The 17,942-nt window shown below is 71.7% G+C and carries 14 protein-coding genes; 6 read left to right on the top strand and 8 right to left on the bottom strand.

Going from position 1 to position 17,942, the window contains the following annotated elements; all coding sequences use genetic code 11:
* Window positions 1-66 precede the first annotated feature (66 nt).
* Complete coding sequence (locus tag ABT294_RS02900) at window positions 67-1,668, top strand: benzoate-CoA ligase family protein (protein WP_350803089.1); 1,602 nt, start codon at window positions 67-69, stop codon at window positions 1,666-1,668.
* 53 nt (window positions 1,669-1,721) lie between these two features.
* On the opposite strand, the gene ABT294_RS02895 is transcribed toward ABT294_RS02900, so the two are convergent.
* From ABT294_RS02895 to ABT294_RS02885, 3 genes are all read right to left on the bottom strand, one after another.
* The gene (locus tag ABT294_RS02895; RefSeq protein WP_350803088.1) at window positions 1,722-5,522 is read right to left on the bottom strand and encodes a S8 family peptidase; all 3,801 of its coding nucleotides are present in this window, start codon (window positions 5,520-5,522) and stop codon (window positions 1,722-1,724) included.
* Window positions 5,523-5,695: 173 nt separating this feature from the next.
* Complete coding sequence (locus ABT294_RS02890; protein WP_350803087.1) at window positions 5,696-6,547, bottom strand: LLM class flavin-dependent oxidoreductase; 852 nt, start codon at window positions 6,545-6,547, stop codon at window positions 5,696-5,698.
* A 13-nt stretch (window positions 6,548-6,560) separates the two neighbouring features.
* Complete coding sequence (locus tag ABT294_RS02885) at window positions 6,561-7,961, bottom strand: multicopper oxidase family protein (protein WP_350803086.1); 1,401 nt, start codon at window positions 7,959-7,961, stop codon at window positions 6,561-6,563.
* A gap of 345 nt (window positions 7,962-8,306) precedes the next feature.
* Here ABT294_RS02885 and ABT294_RS02880 point away from each other — a divergent pair, with 345 nt between their 5' ends.
* Window positions 8,307-9,512: a vanadium-dependent haloperoxidase gene (locus tag ABT294_RS02880; protein ID WP_350803084.1), complete on the top strand. Its 1,206-nt coding sequence runs from the start codon at window positions 8,307-8,309 to the stop codon at window positions 9,510-9,512.
* Window positions 9,513-9,584: 72 nt separating this feature from the next.
* On the opposite strand, the gene ABT294_RS02875 is transcribed toward ABT294_RS02880, so the two are convergent.
* Both ABT294_RS02875 and ABT294_RS02870 read right to left on the bottom strand, forming a co-directional pair.
* Window positions 9,585-10,226: an anti-sigma factor family protein gene (locus tag ABT294_RS02875; protein WP_350803083.1), complete on the bottom strand. Its 642-nt coding sequence runs from the start codon at window positions 10,224-10,226 to the stop codon at window positions 9,585-9,587.
* Window positions 10,219-10,728 (bottom strand): sigma-70 family RNA polymerase sigma factor, encoded by a 510-nt coding sequence (locus ABT294_RS02870; RefSeq protein WP_350803081.1) that lies wholly within the window; start codon window positions 10,726-10,728, stop codon window positions 10,219-10,221. Before ABT294_RS02870 ends, ABT294_RS02875 begins: the two co-directional genes overlap by 8 nt.
* Window positions 10,729-11,135: 407 nt before the next feature.
* Between ABT294_RS02870 and ABT294_RS02865 the strand changes: the two genes are divergently transcribed.
* From ABT294_RS02865 to ABT294_RS02850, 4 genes are all read left to right on the top strand, one after another.
* Window positions 11,136-11,483 carry a helix-turn-helix domain-containing protein gene (locus ABT294_RS02865; RefSeq protein ID WP_350803079.1) on the top strand — a complete coding sequence of 116 codons (348 nt, stop codon included), beginning with the start codon at window positions 11,136-11,138 and terminating at the stop codon, window positions 11,481-11,483.
* Complete coding sequence (locus ABT294_RS02860) at window positions 11,441-12,079, top strand: hypothetical protein (protein ID WP_350803078.1); 639 nt, start codon at window positions 11,441-11,443, stop codon at window positions 12,077-12,079. Before ABT294_RS02865 ends, ABT294_RS02860 begins: the two co-directional genes overlap by 43 nt.
* A 187-nt stretch (window positions 12,080-12,266) precedes the next feature.
* Complete coding sequence (locus tag ABT294_RS02855) at window positions 12,267-13,220, top strand: D-2-hydroxyacid dehydrogenase (RefSeq protein WP_350803077.1); 954 nt, start codon at window positions 12,267-12,269, stop codon at window positions 13,218-13,220.
* Between the two features lie 60 nt (window positions 13,221-13,280).
* On the top strand, window positions 13,281-14,924 hold the full coding sequence (locus ABT294_RS02850; RefSeq protein WP_350803076.1) for a DUF4434 domain-containing protein: 1,644 nt from the start codon (window positions 13,281-13,283) through the stop codon (window positions 14,922-14,924).
* On the opposite strand, the gene ABT294_RS02845 is transcribed toward ABT294_RS02850, so the two are convergent.
* Genes ABT294_RS02845 through xylA form a run of 3 tightly spaced genes read right to left on the bottom strand, consistent with a single transcriptional unit; the run spans window position 14,921 to window position 17,900 of the window.
* Window positions 14,921-16,021 carry a Gfo/Idh/MocA family protein gene (locus ABT294_RS02845; protein WP_350803075.1) on the bottom strand — a complete coding sequence of 367 codons (1,101 nt, stop codon included), beginning with the start codon at window positions 16,019-16,021 and terminating at the stop codon, window positions 14,921-14,923. The genes ABT294_RS02850 and ABT294_RS02845 overlap by 4 nt on opposite strands.
* A complete protein-coding gene (locus ABT294_RS02840; RefSeq protein ID WP_350803074.1) occupies window positions 16,018-16,743 on the bottom strand; it encodes a sugar phosphate isomerase/epimerase family protein in 726 nt (241 codons plus the stop codon). Before ABT294_RS02840 ends, ABT294_RS02845 begins: the two co-directional genes overlap by 4 nt.
* Window positions 16,743-17,900 carry a xylose isomerase gene (gene xylA, locus ABT294_RS02835; RefSeq protein WP_350803072.1) on the bottom strand — a complete coding sequence of 386 codons (1,158 nt, stop codon included), beginning with the start codon at window positions 17,898-17,900 and terminating at the stop codon, window positions 16,743-16,745. The genes ABT294_RS02840 and xylA overlap by 1 nt, the downstream gene beginning before the upstream one ends.
* Window positions 17,901-17,942: the final 42 nt, after the last annotated feature.

Below are 17,942 nucleotides of genomic sequence, written 5' to 3'. Positions count from 1 at the left end.
GACGCTGCATAAATTCTGTGTAGAGGATTTGCCTAGGATGCACCCGTCGGCAGATAAGGGACGGCCATGCCCGACACCCCCGAGTCGTTCAACGCCAGCGTCTATCTCGTCGACCGCCAGGTCGAGGCCGGCCTAGGTGATCGCACCGCCGTCACCGGACCGTCAGGGACCCTCAGCTACGCCGAACTGGCCGGACTCGTCGCGGAGCTCGCCGCCGGGCTCAGGATCCACGGGATCAGGCCCGAGGAGCGCGTCCTGATGGTCATGTCCGACCGGCCGGAGACGCTCGCCACCATCCTCGCCGTGATGCGGATGGGCGCGGTGGCCGTGCCGGTCTCCACCATGTACACCGGCGCCGAGCTGGGGGCGCTCTTCCGCGACGCCCGCGCCAGGACGGTGGTCGCCACCCCCGAGTTCGCGGACGCCGTCAGCATCGCGCTCGGCCGAGCGCCGGAGGTCACCACCCTGATCCTGGCAGGCGACCACAAGCCGGGCAGCCACGAGCAGGGCAGCCACGAGCCGGTCGCCGGTGTGGAGGTTCTGGCCTGGACGGACGTCCTCGCCGCAGGGCGGGCGTCCGGCGCGGAGGGGGCCTACCCGACCTGGGCCGACTCGCCCGCGCTCTGGCTGTACACCTCGGGCACCACCGGTGCCCCCAAGGCGGCCATGCACCGGCACGGCGGCATCAGGGTCGTCTGCGAGACCTACGCCCGCCAGGTCCTCGGCATCACGTCCGGCGACCGGTGCTTCTCCGTCGCCAAGCTGTTCTTCGCCTACGGCATCGGCAACTCGCTGTTCTTCCCGCTGTCCGTGGGCGGCGCCACCGTCCTGGAGCCGTCCAGGCCCACCCCGGCCGGGGTCGCGGAGCGGGTGCGGGCGGAGCGGCCCACCCTGTTCTTCGCCGCGCCGACGTTCTTCGCCGCGCTGCTCGCCGCCGACCTCCCCGCGGACACGTTCGCGTCCGTGCGGCTCGCGGTCTCGGCCGGTGAGGCCCTGCCGCCCGAGATCTACCGGCGTTTCACCGCCCGCCACGGCGTGGACGTCATCGACGGCATCGGTTCGACGGAGGCCCTGCACATCTTCATCTCCAACCGTCCGGGGCGGGTGCGGCCGGGCACGTCCGGCACGGAGGTGCCCGGCTACGAGGCCAGACTGCTGGACACGGAGGGCGCGCCCGTCAAGGACGGCGACCCCGGCGACCTGTACGTCAGGGGTGACTCGATCGCGACCGGCTACTGGTGCCGCACGGCCACCACCCGCCAGGTGTTCCAGGGGGAGTGGCTGCGTACCGGTGACACCTACGTCCGCTCCCGGGACGGCTACTTCACCTGCCTGGGCCGGTCCAACGACATGATCAAGGCGAGCGGCATCTGGGTGTCGCCCATGGAGGTGGAGGCCCGGCTGCTGGAGCACGCCTCGGTCGCCGAGTGCGCGGTCGTCGCCTTCACCGACGCGGACGGCCTGGAGAAGCCGGTGGCGTGCGTGGTGCCCGCCGCGGGCGCGACGGTCGACGCCGGGGAGCTCGTCGCCTTCTGCCGTGAGGGACTGGCCTCGTTCAAGCGTCCCCGGGAGGTGCTGGTGCTTGAGGGGCTGCCGAAGACCGCCACGGGCAAGATCCGGCGGGTGGTCATCCGGGGGATCGCCGCCCGGATGCTGGGCGGCTCCTAGCGAGAGGCCCCGCCCTCACGCGGCAGGACGTGGGGGCGGGGCCGTTTCGGGGGTCAGCGCAGCGCGTAGGCGCGGATCACCTCCTGCGACACGGTGTTGCCGTCGACGTCGGCGGCCTTGAGACGCAGCGAGACGAAGCCGGACGTGGGCCGGTCCAGGGTGGTCTCGTAGCCGCCCACGCCCTTCGCCCGCAGACGGGCCGCCTGCCAGGTGGCGCCGTCGTCGTAGGAGACCTCCAGGGAGACCTCCTTCACGGCGCTCTGCTCGGAGCCGTCCTGGTGGTAGAGCGACACGCCGAGCCTGCGCGAGCTCGCGTGGTTCTCCAGGTCCACCGGGGCGTCGAAGGCGGCCATCAGCAGCGGGATCACCGTGGTGGGCGAGTCGGCGTGCTGGGAGCCGAACGTCCACACGGCCTTGTTGCGCGTGGACATCTCCGCCCAGGTGGCCTCGTTCGCCAGGTCGTACTCGATCCGGTAGGACGCCTTCTCCGGCGGCACCGACACGGTCCCCGACGGGAGGTGGGTCGTCTGCTGGATCAGCGTGTCGTCCCGGTAGAGGCGGAAGTCGGTCTTCATGCCGTGCGCGAACTGGTTGGTGTAGGTTTCGCCGTAGTTGCGGTCGGCGTCCACGAACCCCTGCATCGAGATCCGCAGCTTGTCGCCCTCCCTGCGCAGCGGGTTGCGCGGGTTGGTCCCGGGCAGCAGCGGCTGCCTGAACCACGACCGGCTGAGCCTCTCGCCCGCCTCGTAGCCGCGGAATTCCGGCGCGTTGAGGGCGATGCGCGGGGTCTCCTCGTGCGGCCACATGTTGTTGTAGGCGCGCTCCGGGCTGCCGGCCGACGTGGCCCACCGCAGGTCGGGGTCGGGGGTGACGTAGTCGACGCGGGTGCGCGGCGCCTTGGCCATCGGACGGTTGGTCGAGATCGAGGAGGTGTCCCACGGCTCGAAGACGAACCGGGCCTCGTTCACCGTCACGTCGTCGGCGAGCTGGCTGCGGTAGCCGGTCTCGATCCTGGCCAGCGACCGGTCCCTGACGACGTACCTGAGCTCGTCCGGCACCTGGCCCTTCTCACGCAGGTACAGGTCGTAGGCGTACGGGCTGGCGACGACGCCCTTGGCCACGACGGGCACGGGCAGCCGCCTGAGCCGCTCGACCAGCTTCAGCCCCTCCTCGTGGGTGAGCCGCACGGTCGGGACGGCGAGCTTGACGCCGCTGCCGCCGGAGGTGACGTCCCAGCCGGGCTGGTCGCTGTAGATCGCGACCATCCTGGCCCCTGCCGCGGCGGCGGCGTTGGACTGCGTGGAGACCGGCACGCCGGGCGTGCGGCGGATGACGGCCAGCTTGCCGCGCAGGTCGCGGGCCTTGATCTCGTCGGCCGAGCCCCTGCCGGCGTCCACCGCGAGGAGCAGGTGGGTGCCGTCCAGGCGCGGGTACTCCGTGGCGAAGTCGCTGAACGAGACCGGGTCGTAGTAGTCGGGGTTCAGCTCGACGCCGGGGGCGGTGAAGGCGATCGCCGGGGCCTCCAGCCGCCAGCGGGTGCCGACGGTGAACGTCCCCTTGGTGACCTTCCTGGTCGGCTGGACGAACAGCCGCTCCTCGACCTGCGCGCCGGGCGAGATGTAGGTGCCTCCGCGCAGCGCGGTGCCCTGCCCGGCCGAGCGGTACCACATGAGCTGCGCCGCGGCGCCCATGTTCCGTTTGGTCCTGTGGTCGGGGGTCTCGACCTGGACCTCGACGGCCTTGCGGGCGTCCAGGACGACCTCGGTGTTCTCGGTGATCTTCATCTCCGGGTCGCCGACGAGGCTCTCGTGCAGCGGCTTGCCGCTCGCGGTGCTGTCCTGGGTGGCGGGCATGGTGAAGATGTGGCCGAGCACCGAGTAGCTGCCGGGCTTGACGAGCAGGCAGGTGCCGGTGCCGTACTTCTGGTCGGTGCACGGCTGCGACGGGTCACCGGGGAGCAGGCGGCCGACCAGCGTGCCCTCGTCCAGGTTCAGCACGGTGAACCCGCCGCGGGCGGTGCGGCCGTCCCTGGCGATGCCGCGTACCCGCAGCTCGACGCGCTGCTGCTCGACGCTGCCGGTCAGCAAGGTGCGCACGGCTGTGCCGCCCGCGACGCTCGCCTTCAGCTCCCCGCGCAGCAGGCCGGGCTGGGCGCCGTCGAGCGTGACCTTCACCTCGGCCGAGCCGGACGCGGGGACGGTGACCTTCGCCGGCTCCACCGTGAACCCGCCGCCGCTCGACAGGTCCAGCTCGACGGGGGTCTGGCCGAGGTTGCGGTACGTCACCGCGGCGCTCTTGCCCGCGCCCTCGGCGAGCCTGCCGAGGTTCACCACGCTCGGCGTCGCCACGACCTGGCCCTTGAGCGCCGCGGCGACGTCGATCCTGCCGGTCCCCTGCGAGTCGACCGGCGTGCCCTGGGTGGGCTTGGCGGTCTCCATCAGCAGCGACTTCAGCTCGGCCCCCGTGATTCCGGGACGGGCCTGCCGCAGCAGCGCGGCCGCGCCCGCGACGTGCGGGGTGGCCATCGAGGTGCCCGACATCGTGACGTACGGGTCGGCGATGCCGCCGCCCGACCTGGCGGCCGTGATCTGCACGCCCGGCGCGGTCACGTCCGGCTTGACGGACAGGTCGGCGGCGATCGGGCCCCTGCTGGAGAACGGGGCCAGCTTGTCCTCGCGGTCGACGGCGCCGACGGTCAGCGCCTCGGGGGCGTCGCCGGGGGCGCCGACGCAGCTGTCGCAGCCGTCGTTGCCCGCCGCCACCACGAACAGGGTGCCGTACTGCTGGGAGAGCCGGGAGACGGCCGAGGTGAGCGGCCCGCCGGCGTCGCGGCTGCCGAGGCTCATGTTGACGATGTCGGCGTGCTGCTCGCCCGCCGCCCACTCCATGCCGTCGATGATCCAGGACAGCTGGCCGTAGCCGTCGCCGCCGAGAACTCTGCCGCTGACCAGCCTGGCGCCGGGCGCCACGCCCTTGCGGCGGCCGTCGGACGCGGCGCCCGACCCGGCGATCGTGCTGGCCACGTGGGTGCCGTGGCCGTGGGGGTCGCCGGTCGCGTTCTCGCCGGTGAAGTCGCGTCGGCCGGTGACCTTCCCCGCCAGGTCGGGGTGCGCGGCGTCGACGCCGGTGTCGAGGACGGCCACGGTCGTGCCGGTGCCGTCGAACCCGGCGGCCCACGCCTCGGGCGCGCCGATCTGCGGGACGCTGTTCTCCAGCACCGGCTCCACCTTGCGGTCGAGCCAGATCTTCGACACGCCGGCCAGCGGTCCCGCCGCGCGGGTCGTGGCCCCAGGGGCGGCGAGCCGGGCCAGTTCGGCGCCGAACCGGGCCGCCTCCCCGGACTGGACCGTCACCCCGGCCCCGTCGATGCTCTCCAGCGAGCGCACCTGCTTGACGGACGGGATCGCGGCCTTCGTCGCGTTCTTCGCGTTCTTCGTGTAGGTGAGGATGAGCGGGATCGCCGTCCCGTAGCCCTCCTCGGCCAGGTCCGTCACGTTGAACAGGGCGTCGTCCAGGCGCGTCGGCACGAGGGACGCGACGTCGTCCGGGATGACGGTCAGGTCGCCGCCCGTCTCCAGCACCTGGAAGGTCGGCACCGAGCCGTCCGCACGCGGGGCGGGGGTGACCGTCACCGCCCTGTGCCCGCCATCGACGGCCCTGACCTGCACCTGGTCACCCGTGATCAGCGTGATCTCGCCGCCGGGCGCTGGCCCGGACGGTAAGGCGGCGGCGAACGCCACCCCGCTTCCCGTGACCACGCCGGGCGTCGCGAGCGCCGAGGCGGCCAGGGCCGCCGAGACGGCCACCGCCGTCCCGCGCCGCCATCGTCCGACTCGTCCCGAGCCATGCAGCATGGACGACCTCCAGGAAATCGGTAAGGCAAACTACCGATTTCCTAATGGTCGTCATCTCCTGTTGTCTATGTGACGGATGTGGCGAGGTCCTGACTTGTCGTGAACCCGCCATCAGCCACCACCCCCGCCACCGGCCTGCCTCCCGCCACCCGCTGACCGCTGCGAGGTCGCCGTCAGGGCAGGGTGCAGGCGATGCGGTCGACCTGGTCCACGTCGGTGGACCAGCAGTACAGCATCACCTCGTCGGCGCCGACGTCACCGAAGGCGGTCACGGCCTGCCGGACCGCCTCGGGCGTGGTCAGCATCCCGTTGACCACGTTGTCCGTGTAGTCGGCGAAGCCGTAGTACGCGCGGACGGCGCGCCGGGCCTCGTCCACGACGGGCTCGGGGCCGAGCGCGGCGTTGGCCTGGGCCACCAGCCGGGGGCTGCCGGGACGTCCGGCCGCCTGCCACGCTCTCTCGACGCCGCGGAAGAACCGGCCCATCTCCTCCGGGGAGAACGTCGCGCCCAGGAACCCGTCCCCCCATCGGGCCACGCGGTCGGCGGTGGCCGGGACGAATCCGCCGAACAGCACCTCGGGGCCTCCGGGACGCGCGGGTGCGGGCCCGATCGGGCCGATGTCCTCGCTGTAGGGCTCACCTGACCAGACCCGTCGCATGGCCGTCATCTGCTCGTCGAGACGGCGGCCGCGCCCCCGGTACTCGGCCTGTGCCGCCTGGAAGTCGTCCTCCCGCACGCCCGTTCCGATGCCGAGCGTGAAGCGGCCGCCGGAGACGCGATCGAGGGTCGCGGCCTCCTTTGCCAGGACGGCCGTCTGGCGCACGGGCACGATGAGCACCTCCGTCATCACCCGGATCCGCGAGGTGGCCCCGGCGATGGCCGCCAGCGTCACCAGCGGCTCCGGGTTGTCGTACACGAGACGGTCGAGCAGCGCCAGGGTCGTGAAAGGACCGTCCTCGGCACGACGGGCCCAGGACCGCAGCTTGCCGGGGTCACCGATGGGCAGACCGAGCCCCACGTTCATGGCGATCCCCCTGTCACTTGACGATCTCAAGGATCGCCATCATGCCCGCGTCCTCGTGGTTGAGGATGTGGCAGTGCAGGACGGTCTTTCCGGTGTAGTCGGCGAAGCGGATCCGGACCACGATCTGCCCCTTGGGGAGCACGCTCGCGGTGTCCTGCCAGCCGTGGCCCTGATGCCGCCGGCCGTTGATGCTCATCAGCTGGAAGTCGTTGGTGTGGACATGGAAGGAGTGCTCCTCGTTGCTGTCGTTGCGGACGGTCCACTCCTCGACCGTGTTCAGCTTCGACCGGATGTCCACCCGGTTCATGTCGAACTGTTTGCCGTTGATGTAGTACTTCGTCCCGGCGGTGTTCTCGGAGAACACGATGGTGTGCCGGGCGGCGACGGTGGCGCGGCCCAGGTCCTGCGTCGGCGCGAAGGTCGGGGGCAAGGCCTCCGGGTGCACCGGCGCGCCTTCGGAGACCAGGGTGGCCAGGGTCGCCTGCGGGAAGGTGTTGCCGGCGGGCCCGGTGCTGTACGGGAGCGTCTGCACCTGGGTGCGGCCGGGCGGCCCGCCTCGTACGAGCACGTCGAACCTGGCACCGGCCGCGAGCAGGAGCGAGTCGGCGGGCCAGATCCGGTCGACGGGGTTGGCGTCGTGCGCGATGACCTGGAAGGGCTGCCCCTGCAGGTGGACCTTGTAGTAGATGTTGGCGCTGACATTGGCCAGCCGCCACAGCTGGACCTCCCCTGGCCGGATGTGGATGGCCGGGTTCAGCTGGCCGTTGACCGTCCGGTTGGTCGGCGCGCTGATGTGCAGATCCTTGGTCTTGACCGCATCGCCCTGCACCTGGAAGTCCTTGAGGGCGATGACGTGCTCCTTGATGCCGCGCAGGCCCGGCGGCAGGTACCGCTTGAGCCCCTCGACGACGATGACGCCCGACATCCCTCCGGCGACCTGCGGCCCCGAGATCGGGTGCGCGTGTGAGTGGTACCAGTAGGTGCCGGGGAGGAGGTTGTCCGGGAAACGGTAGGAGTAGTGGAACGTCTGACGCGGGTGGATGTGGATGAGGACGTTGTCGGAGTGGCCCCTCGGCGACACGTGCAGCCCGTGCACGTGCAGGTTCGTGAAGGGCTCCAGCCGGTTCTCCATCGCCAGCTCCACCCGGTCTCCCGGCCGGATCCGCAGCGTGGGCGGCATGTACCGGCCGTTGTAGGTCAGGGCCCACAACTTGCGGCCGGCCACGTCCACCTGCCGCCGTTCCACGACGAGCCGCGTCCGCAGGTGTCCGTGGTGGCTCACCAGTTGCGGCGGGTCACGCAGCGGAGCCCCTTCTGGCGCCGATGGCGGCGAGGGGCTACCGGCGAGGCCGCCCGCCGCGGTGGCGACGGCGAGAATCACGGCTGCGGCGAGGCTGCTCAGGTTGCGTCGCATCCGCATTCCACCCTCCGATGTGAATGCCGTCCGTCAAGCTCCCCGGTTCAGTCACCCCTGCCCGTGGTCTTCGAGGTCATAGGCCGAGTTGGCAATGACAAGGTGAGACCTCCGTAGATCTCACCCGCTCTCACACGGGACGGGTGAGGTCCACCGCGGTCACCCCGTGACCGGCCGCGATCAGGGCCTGCGTGGCTGCGCGCCCGACCTTGCCGTGCCCCTGGTGACGACGACGTGCATGGTTTCGCTCCTTGCGCTGGGAGGCGTTCAGGTCAGGTCTCAACGCGCATGGGTTGGGATCCGTATTCCCTTGCGTCTCTCGACGACCCGTAGAAGGGAACCCCCATGCCACGAGGAGCTCTCCTCGCCGGGGTCATGATCGTGACCTCGGCCCTGACGATGGCCACGCCCGCCCGGCCCGCGCACGCCGCGCGCACTGATATGGTCCTGGAATGGTTCGACGTGTACACGTCGGCGGTTCCGCCCTCGACCCGGCAGAACCCGCAGGTCACCAACGGCCGTGCCTGGGCCATCGGCTGGATCGCCGCGAGCCGCGCCCTGCGCCGTGGCGATCCGTCCCGCGACTTCCAGGAGGCGGCGCTCGCGCAGGCATTGCACGATGCGCTGATCGCGCTCGTCCCCAGCCGAGCGGAGGCGCTCGACCAGGCCCTGGCCGACACGCTCGCCCGCATCCCCGCCGGGAACGCCAAGGACAAGGGGGTGCGGGCCGGGCGCGAGCAGGCCCGCAGAATCCTGGAGGAACGGACGGGTGACGGCCTCGACCCCGCGTCGGTCAACCCGGCGTACACGCCCGCTCCCGCGGCGCCCGGGATCTGGCGCCCCACCCCTCCCGGCGAGGAGAGCGCCGTCGGGGCAGGGCAGGCGCGCGGCAAGCTGTTCCTCCTCGGCCAGGCCGACCGGTTCCGTCCCGGCCCCGCGCCGGCGCTCGACTCGGCGCGATACCTCAAGCACCTCGACGAGGTACGCACGTACGGGGTCAAGGACGCTTCGGCCCGGACGCCGGAGCAGACCATGATCGCGAAACTCTGGTCCCAGGCCTCGCTGTCCGGCTACACCCAGGCGCTGAGGGCGGCGCTCTCGCGGCCGGGGCAGTCGCCTGCAAGGCGCGCCGAACTGGTCGCCGTCTTCCATGCGGTGACGGTGGATGCGCAGATCGCGGTGTTCGACGCGAAATACGCCTATACCCGCTGGCGGCCGATCACTGCGATCAGGGCGGGCGGCGACACGACGTGGGAGCCGCTGATCGCAACCCCGCCGCATCCCGAGTACCCGGGCGGACACTCCACCTACGCGGGCGCCGCCGAACAGGTGCTCAACGAACTGGCCGGCCCGAAGACGACGCCGTTCGCCATCACCGGGCCGGAAGGAACCCGGCGAACCTATACGGAGTGGCGGCAGCTGACCACGGACAACGTCAACGGCCGCGTCTGGTCGGGTATCCACTTCCGCTTCTCCGACGAGACCGGCGCGCAACTCGGAGCCCGGGTGGCCCGGTGGGACCTGGTCAGAGCCGGAAGCCTCTTCCACTGAGCGAGGACCCGCTCAACCGCCCCGGATTCTGACCGAACGGCCCCGCCGCACCCGAGCGGCGGGGCCGGCCCGTCAGCGGCTGATCGGGGCGCGCAGGACGGCCGGGCCGCCGGGTACGGTACTCAAACCCAGGGCGACCGTGTCGTCCCCCTGAACGGCCGCCGAAAGCTCCATGGTCAATCCCATGCCTCTGGCGGTGAAGCTGCCCGCGGGGACCCGGCTGCCGTCACCTCGTTCGAGCCAGACCAGGTAGCGTTGACCGTTGTCGAGGCCACTGACCTTCAGGTTCACGGCCGTACCCCACTGGCGGGCGTCCAGCTCGGCCGAAATCTGCATGCCCTGCGCCCCGTAGCTCACCGTGTGCCCTCCGGCACCGGACACCAGCACCGTCGCGATGATGGCGGCCGAGGCCGCCGCGGTCGCGAGCCCGCCGGTCCACGCCAGCAAGCGCCTGCGCCTGCGTCGGCGCAGGTGCTGGACGCCGACCGCGGTCACCACGCTGTCACGCAGCCACGGCGGCGGCGCGGGCGAAGAGGCGACCCGGTCGGGATTGGCGTGACCGAGGGCGCCGGCCACCTGGTCGAGGGAGTCGAGTTCGGCCCTGCAACCGGGGCAGCCGTCGGTGTGGGCGAGCAGGGTTGCCAGCTCGGCATCCGGAAGGCGTCCCAGCGCGTGCATGCCCAGCAGAGAGTGATAGTCGCGGCAGCTAGTCACCGTCCCACCCCATCTCCTCCAGTACCAGGCGCAGCGCCTTGAGCGCGTAGAACACCCTGCTGCGCACCGTACCCGGGGGGATGCGCAACTCGGCGGCGACCTCGGCGGGAGCGCGGTCTCGCAGGTGCACCTCCACCAGAATGTGCCGCTGTTCGGGCGACAGCCGCCGCAGCGCCTCTTCGACCTGCATGCCGAGGAGCAACTGCTCCAGGTCGGTGTCCCCTGGCACATCGGTCTCCTGGACGGCGGAGAGCTGCGGTCGCACGGAACGCGCGCGCAAAAGGTCGATCACCACGTTCCTGCAGATCGCGAACAACCACGTCCGGGGAGACGACTGCTTGCGGTCGTATCGCCCCGCGTTACGCCACGCCCGCACGAAGGTCTCCTGAACCGCGTCCTCGGCCAGCCCTGTGTCGCCCAGGGACCTTCTGGCGAAGGCGAACAGCTCGCCTCCGTAGTCGTCATAGACCGCCTGCAAGGTGGCCTCGTCATCCAGCCGCACGTCTCCTCCTGCCGTTCCGATGGACATACGGAACGAATCGCTGCGGCGTTCATCCATCAAATGGAAGGCAGGGTACCCGCTTCCTTCCGGGAGCGGGGAATGCCGAGCGGGAAGGCGCTCTGGCGCCTGAGTGTGCCTTAACCTGCGGATTTCGGCTTTCTTCAGAAACCACTGCGCTTCTAGGAGCGCGGATCTCATAGTGATCGAGTGTCGCGTCAGGTGCGCACTTCCCCCGGTGCGGCGTACGTCTTGGGCTACCGCGTGGTGTGGTGCTCCCTGTTCCAGCACCGCGTCCTGGGCGGCCGGGTCACAACCCGGCTGGAGGAGTGGATCCTCCAGCGTGGCGAGCGTGCAGGGTTGTATCGAGACCTGGTTCGAGTGTGTCCCCGGCAACGGTGGGGGCGTTGATGCGTAGGTCGTTCAAGTTCCTGTTGCGTCCCACGGTCAAGCAGCAGATCATGCTGGCGGCGATGCTGGATGATCATCGGGCGTTGTACAACGCGGCGTTGCAGGAGCGTCGTGAAGCGTACGGTCGGGCGAAGGTCTCGATCCGGTATGGGGATCAGTCGGCGCAGTTGAGGGAGATCCGTGCCGATGACCCGGCGGGGCAGGGCCGCTGGTCGTTCACCAGTCAGCAGCAGACATCGCCTGAACACCACCCGCCTCGCCTCCGTACACCCCCTCGTCATCAGCGACAGAGAAGGGATCAGTCATGCGAGCAGTTGTTGGGACACTGGTGCTTGGACTCGCCGTGACCGCCGCCGCCACCAGCGCGGGGCCGGCGCTGGCCCAGCAGGGCAACGGGTCCGAGCGGCGCGCCCACGTGCAGGTTCACTCGCCGAAGGCCGATACGGCGACCGGTGTGGAAGGAGCCGCCTGGATGGTGGAGCTCTCCGTGGATTACCGCGACGGGCTCAAGGCGGCCGGGTGGAGCGGGCCTCAGGTCACCGGCCCCCAGGGCGGGACAGGGACGTTCGGCCCCGGCAAGGACGACAAGCTGCCCGGCCTGGTGGTGCTGCTCTCCACGACGACCGGCTTCTCGGGACCGGGCACGAACCTGGCCAACCTGTTCAACGTCACGGGCGTGGCCGAGCGGGACAAGGCGGGCAACGCGGTGAAACTGTGGGACTCGTGGCTGGTCGGCAAGCCGCTGTTCGGAAAGGACGTCCGTAGCGTGCTCACGGTCGCGGTCGTGGGCGACCTGAACCGCAACGGCGTGCTCGACGACGCACCTGACACGGTGAAGGACCTCACCGGCGACGGCCGCATCGACGCCGAGGACCTGCGCAAGCTCGGCGTGACGTCGAACATCGCCGAGGTGCCGTTCCGGATCGCGGGCTCGGCGGCCTGAGAAGCGCCTGGAAGCGCCCTGGTCGTTCGCGGCGGATTCCCCTACCCTCGGACCGGTAAGCGCTTACCGGAACGGGTGGCCTACCTCCCGGCCCGGGCCGAGTGGTGGAAGGGGCTCCGCCGCCCGCGTGGCCCGGCTCGTGGAGGCGGGCGCGAGCGAGATCCGCCGCGACGGGCATGGAGGACAGATGACTTTCACCCTGGCGATGCTGCCGCCTCAGCAGGACGCCACCGCCTCGTGGCCGGGACGGCTGGCGCAGGCCGTTCCGGGGCTGCGCGTGCTGCGGCCGGACACCGCCGAGGAGGCCGCGGACGCGCTGCGCGAGGCCGACGCGGCCTACGGCGCGCTGCCCGCCGAGCTGCTCCGGCACGCGGGCCGGCTGCGCTGGCTCCAGGCGCCGCAGGCGGGCCCGCCTCCGGGCTTCTACCACCGAGGGCTGGTCGAGCATCCCGTCCAGGTCACCAACATGCGCGACACGTACACCGACCACGTGGCGGCGCACACGCTGGCGCTCGTGCTGGCGCTGGCCAGGAACGTGCCGCGGTACGTGCGCGACCAGGCGGCGGCGCGGTGGGAACCAGACTGGGACCCGGGCGCGGTGCTGGCGCTGGCGGAGACGTCCGCGCTGGTGGTGGGGGTGGGCGCGGTCGGGGCGGAGGTGCGCAGGCTGCTGGAGGCGTTCGGGACGCGGGTGGTCGGCGTGGACGCCCGCCGCACTGGCCCCGGCATCCTCCCCGCCGACCGGCTGGACGACCTGCTGCCCGAGGCGGACCTGGTGATCCTCACCGTCCCGCACACGCCGCAGACCGAGGGGTTGATGGACGCCGGGCGGCTGGCGCTGCTCAAGCCGTCCGCGTACCTGGTGAATGTGGGACGCGGCGCCATCGTGAGGCTGGACGACCTGGTCGCCGCGCTGGAGGCCGGGCGGCTCAGGGGCGCCGCGCTGGACGTGTTCGAGACCGAGCCGCTGCCCGCGTCGCACCCGCTGTGGCAGCGGACCGACGTGCTGCTCACCCCGCACGTCGCCGGGTCGGGGCCGCACGCGGACGAGCGCCGCTTCGCGGTCCTGCTGGAGAACGCCCGCCGCTTCGCCGAGGGACGTGACCTGGTCAACGTCGTCGACAAGGAGCAGTGGTTCTAGAGGCACACCCGCACACAGGGCAGGATTGAGGCACAGCGTCCTGGTGCGGGGGGATACGTGGTGGTTGGGCAGCGGGCCGGTCGCGTCCTGCGCTGGGTGGTGGCCGTCGCGGCGGTGCTCGGGATCGTGGTGCCGGAGAGCTGGGCGTCGGCGCGGTACGCCCCCGGGGAGTGCCCGCCTCCCGACCCGCGGGTGGCGACCCCCTACCCGATCACGGGGTACTGGCTGGTGCCGCGTCCCGACCGGTGCGTGACCCGGCGGACGGTCGAGGCGATCCACGGGATCGGCGGCGACACGCTGATCACGTTCGGACCCCGGCTGGTGCCGAGCGCGGTCGACGGCGCGGGACGGCTGCTCAGGGAGGGGAGCGTCGATCCCGACTTCGCCGACTGCGTGGACGGCGGCAGGCCGTGCTACCTGGCGGCCCGCGACGCGGTCCGGGGGAAGACGATCCGCCAGGTCTACGGGTACGCGGTGAACGAGCTGTTCGGGCCCGTGCTGTTACGCTGCCCCGGGCTGGACCGCCGGATCGAGAGCCGCGGGCGCGTCTACTACCGCCTGCTGCTGGGCGGGTCCTGCGACGACAGTGCGTACGACCTCGTCCTGGTCGCGACGGACGGCGACGGCGTCGGGAACCTGCTGGCGGAGGCGGCGACGCTGGGGATGAAGGTGTTCCCCGGCCTGCCCGCCGCGCCGCAGGACATCGCCCGGCCGTGGCTGCCCGATCTCGCCCACCTGACCGCGCTCGACAGGCTCACCGAGCGGGTGCTGTCCGACTACCGGCAGCGGTACGCGGCCTCACCCGCGTTCGGCGGGGTGTACCAGTCGTTCGAGCTGGCCATGAAGGACCGGCCCAGGTCCGACCCGACGCTCGCCCTGTACACCGCCCAGCACGCGGTCGTCGCCGCCGCGCTGCCCGGCGGCAAGATCCTGGTCAGCCCCTACTTCGACGCCCGCAGGACGCACGGCTTCCCGCCCGGGCAGGTGGCGCGGGGGCTGGAGGAGATCGCGGCGACGCGGGCGGGCGCGCCCATGGCGATCGCGGCGCAGGACGGGCGCGGCACGGGGAAGGCGCCGGTCTACGGAGCCGACGAGAGCGACGCGAGGGTGGACCCGAGGCTGGCCCCGATGGTGGGGGACGTGACCAACAGGCAGGCCTACTACGGCCCCACGCGCGACTATTTCGCGGCGGCGGCGAGCCGTCCCCTGCCGGGGGTGGAGCTGTGGGCGAACGTCGAGTCCTTCGAGCCCACCCAGGTGGCCGGCGAGTGCGGACGGGCCGATCCGCTGCCGCTCAGGGGGCGCACCGCCAAGGGCCGGATCGACCGGCAGGTCGCGGCCGCGGCCCCGTTCACCTCCAAGATCATCTCCTACGGCTGGGACCCGTTCTTCACCTGCCAGGACGGTTTCGCCAGGCCCTCCCTGAGCGACACCCTGGCCTCCGGATGGAACGAGCCGATCATCGTGGACGCGTCCAGGAAGAGCGTGGACGGGCGCGACGGGATCGCGGTCGAGGGCTACAACCTGAAGGGCGGCACGCTGCGCGTCACGTACCAGGGGAAGAGCGTGACCGCCCCGCTGGAGCAGCGGGGCGGTCACGCCTGGGCGCCCTTCGCGTTCGGCGACGCGGGCGGTGCGTGGATCTCCGTCGCCGCGACCAACGGCGCGGGCCGCTCCAGCAGGAGCGGCTACGTGATGCGCTAGAGGGTGGCGGCGTGCGGGTCCCAGTCCGCGGGGAGCGGGTCGGGCGAGGTGACCGTGGAGCGGAGACGCTGGAACTCGCCCTGCTCTCCCGAGTCGCTGATGGCCGCCATCAGCTCCAGGACGTGCAGCGCGAGCTCGCCGGACGCGCGGTGCGGGGTTCCCGCGCGCAGGGACCTGGCCAGGTCCAGGACGCCGATCCCGCGCCCCGCGGTGGTGCCGGCGAGCGGCTGCTCCCGCCAGTCGGCGTCGTGCGGGCCGCGCACGTGCAGCGGGCCGTCGAAGGTGTTGGGGTCCGGCAGCGACAGCGCGCCCTCGGTGCCGATGATCTCGATCATCCGCCGGTTGACGGACGAGTCGAAGCTGAACGTGGCCGCGGCCGTCGCGCTGCCCGGGAAGTCGACCAGCGCGTTGACGTGCGTGGGCACCTCGACGGGGAAGGCCGTCCCCGCCTTCGGCCCCGAGCCGACGACGCGGTGCGCTCGGGCCCGACGGACCCCCGCCGCGACCCGGGAGGCGGGCCCGAGCAGGGCGACGAGCGTGGTCAGGTAGTAGGGGCCGAGGTCGAACAGCGGGCCGGCCCCGCGCTGGTAGAGGAACTCGGGGCTGGGATGCCAGCTCTCGGGGCCGAGGCCCTGCGTGGCCGCCGACACCGCGACGGGTTCGCCGATCAGACCGGAGCGCAGCGCGTGTAAGGCCGACTGGATGCCCGCCCCGAGGAAGGTGTCGGGGGCGTTGCCGACGCGCAGCCCCCGGTCGCCGGCCTCCGCGAGGACCTTCGCGGCCTCATCCATGTCCAGGGCCAGCGGCTTCTCGCCGTACACGTGCTTGCCCGCGCGCAGGGTCGCGAGCGCCACCTGCGCGTGCGCCGCCGGGATGGTGAGGTTGACGACGATCTCCACCTCGGGCACCGCGAGGACGGCGTCGAGCGAGCCGGAGACGGGCACCCCGTGCTCCCGCGCGACGGCGGCGGCCCGGTCCTCGTCGAGGTCCGCGACGCCGAGCACCCGGACGTCCGGGAAGGAGGTGAGGTTGCGCAGGTACTGGCCGCTGATCACGCCGGCGCCGACGACGGCGACGCCCACCGGTCCGCTGGTCAAGAGGCCTCCAGATAGGCGTGGCTGTCGGCGAGGGCGGCGAAGACATCCCCCTCGCAGCTGTCGAGTTCGACGATCCGCAGCGCGCCGGGCGCGGCGGCGAGGATGTCCCGCACCGGCATGACGCCCGCGCCCACGGCCGTGTGCGGCGCGTCCTTGACGCCGGGTCCGTCCTTGACGTGCAGGGCCAGCGTGCGGGAGGAGAGGCCGCGCAGCAGGTCGGGCACGTCCGCGCCGCCGACCGCCGCCCAGTAGGTGTCGACCTCCAGGAACACCTCGGGGGCCAGCAGGTCCGCCAGCGCCTCCAGGGCGTGCCTGCCGTCGATCCTGGGCTCGATCTCCCACCAGTGGTTGTGGTAGCCGATCCGCACGTCGTGCTCCGCCGCCTGCTCGGCCAGGCCGTTCAGTAGGTCGGCGGTGCGCGACAGGCCGTCGTGGGTGGTGAACTCCTCGTGCGCGATGCCGCCGGGGATGATCGCCAGGTCGGTGCCGATCGTGGCGATGGCGTCGAAGACCGGGCCGGACTCCTGGCCGAGCAGCGCGTACGCGTGCGTGCTCGACACGCTGAGCCCCAGGTCGTCGGCCACCTGGCGGAAGCCCGCCGGGTCGGCCATCGGGTCGAACGGCTCGACCGAGTCGTAGCCGATGCCGGCGATCCTGCGCAGCGTGCCGTCGCGGTCGGCGGCGAGCTGGTCCCTGACGGTGTAGAGCTGGACGCCGGTCATCAGGCCGCCCCTCGCACGCCCAGCAGATGCTCCAGGGCGAGCTGGTTGAGGTGGCTGAAGTGGTAGCCGCGCTCGGCGGCCACGTCCGGGTCGAAGCCGTCGTCCGACAGGTCGGCCAGGGTCTCGCCGGGCGCCAGCGTGGGGGTCGCCAGCTCGTCCACGCGCGAGGCGCGCAGCGCCTCCCGCACCTCGGGATCGGCCCGGAACGCCCGCGCCTTCTCGCGCAGGATCAGGTAGGTGCGCATGTTGGCGGCGGCCGACACCCACACGTCCTCGGGGTCCTCGGTGCGCAGCGGCTTGTAGTCGAAGTGCCTCGGGCCCTCGTAGCCGCCGTGCTCCAGCAGGTCCACCAGGAAGAACGCGCTCTTCACGTCGCCGTGGCCGAACACCAGGTCCTGGTCGTAGCGGGGGCCGTGCTGGCCGTTGAGGTCCAGGTGGAACAGCTTGCCGTGCCAGAGCGCCTGGGCGATGCCGTGCACGACGTTCAGCCCGGCCATCTGCTCGTGCCCGACTTCGGGGTTGAGTCCCACCATCTCCGGGTGCTCCAGCTCGTCGATGAACGCCAGCGCGTGTCCGATCGTCGGCAGCAGGATGTCGCCGCGCGGCTCGTTCGGCTTGGGCTCGATCGCGAAGCGGATGTCGTACTCCTGCTCCTTGACGTACGCGCAGAGCAGGTCGAGCGCCTCCTTGTAGCGGTCGAGCGCCGAGCGGACGTCCTTGGCCGCGTCCGACTCCGCCCCCTCGCGCCCGCCCCAGCACACGTACGTGCGCGCGCCCAGCGAGGCGGCCAGGTCCAGGTTGCGGCGCACCTTGCGCAGCGCGTACCGGCGGACGTCGCGGTCGTTGCTGGTGAACGCGCCGTCGCGGAAGACCGGGTGGGTGAAGAGGTTGGTGGTGGCCATCGGCACCTTCATGCCGGTCTCGGCGAGCGCCTTGCGGAACGCCGCGACCGCCCGCTCCCGGTCGGGCTCGACCGCGAGCAGGTCGTCGTCGTGGAAGGTGACGCCGTACGCGCCCAGCTCGGCCAGCCGGTGGACGCTCTCCACCGGGTCGAGCGGCGGGCGGGAGGCGTCGCCGAACGGATCTCGGGCCTGCCATCCGACCGTCCACAGGCCGAAGGTGAAGCGATCATCGGGCGTGGGAGAGAACGTGGGCATGCAGTGACCCCTTCTCGCACATTTAGTCCATAATCTGCACAT

This window comes from Nonomuraea sp. NPDC000554, assembly GCF_040300065.1.
Taxonomy (GTDB): domain Bacteria; phylum Actinomycetota; class Actinomycetes; order Streptosporangiales; family Streptosporangiaceae; genus Nonomuraea.
This window is presented reverse-complemented; position numbering and strand designations above follow the sequence as displayed.

What these genes read in the sequence shown, in the direction of transcription:
- ABT294_RS02885 (WP_350803086.1), bottom strand. Translation starts at nt 7,961, where the DNA reads ATGCGACGCAACCTGAGCAGCCTCGCCGCAGCCGTGATTCTCGCCGTC.
- ABT294_RS02895 (WP_350803088.1), bottom strand. Translation starts at nt 5,522, where the DNA reads ATGCTGCATGGCTCGGGACGAGTCGGACGATGGCGGCGCGGGACGGCG.
- xylA (WP_350803072.1), bottom strand. Translation starts at nt 17,900, where the DNA reads ATGCCCACGTTCTCTCCCACGCCCGATGATCGCTTCACCTTCGGCCTG.
- ABT294_RS02890 (WP_350803087.1), bottom strand. Translation starts at nt 6,547, where the DNA reads ATGAACGTGGGGCTCGGTCTGCCCATCGGTGACCCCGGCAAGCTGCGG.
- ABT294_RS02855 (WP_350803077.1), top strand. Translation starts at nt 12,267, where the DNA reads ATGACTTTCACCCTGGCGATGCTGCCGCCTCAGCAGGACGCCACCGCC.
- ABT294_RS02880 (WP_350803084.1), top strand. Translation starts at nt 8,307, where the DNA reads ATGCCACGAGGAGCTCTCCTCGCCGGGGTCATGATCGTGACCTCGGCC.
- ABT294_RS02900 (WP_350803089.1), top strand. Translation starts at nt 67, where the DNA reads ATGCCCGACACCCCCGAGTCGTTCAACGCCAGCGTCTATCTCGTCGAC.
- ABT294_RS02840 (WP_350803074.1), bottom strand. Translation starts at nt 16,743, where the DNA reads ATGACCGGCGTCCAGCTCTACACCGTCAGGGACCAGCTCGCCGCCGAC.
- ABT294_RS02865 (WP_350803079.1), top strand. Translation starts at nt 11,136, where the DNA reads ATGCGTAGGTCGTTCAAGTTCCTGTTGCGTCCCACGGTCAAGCAGCAG.
- ABT294_RS02860 (WP_350803078.1), top strand. Translation starts at nt 11,441, where the DNA reads ATGCGAGCAGTTGTTGGGACACTGGTGCTTGGACTCGCCGTGACCGCC.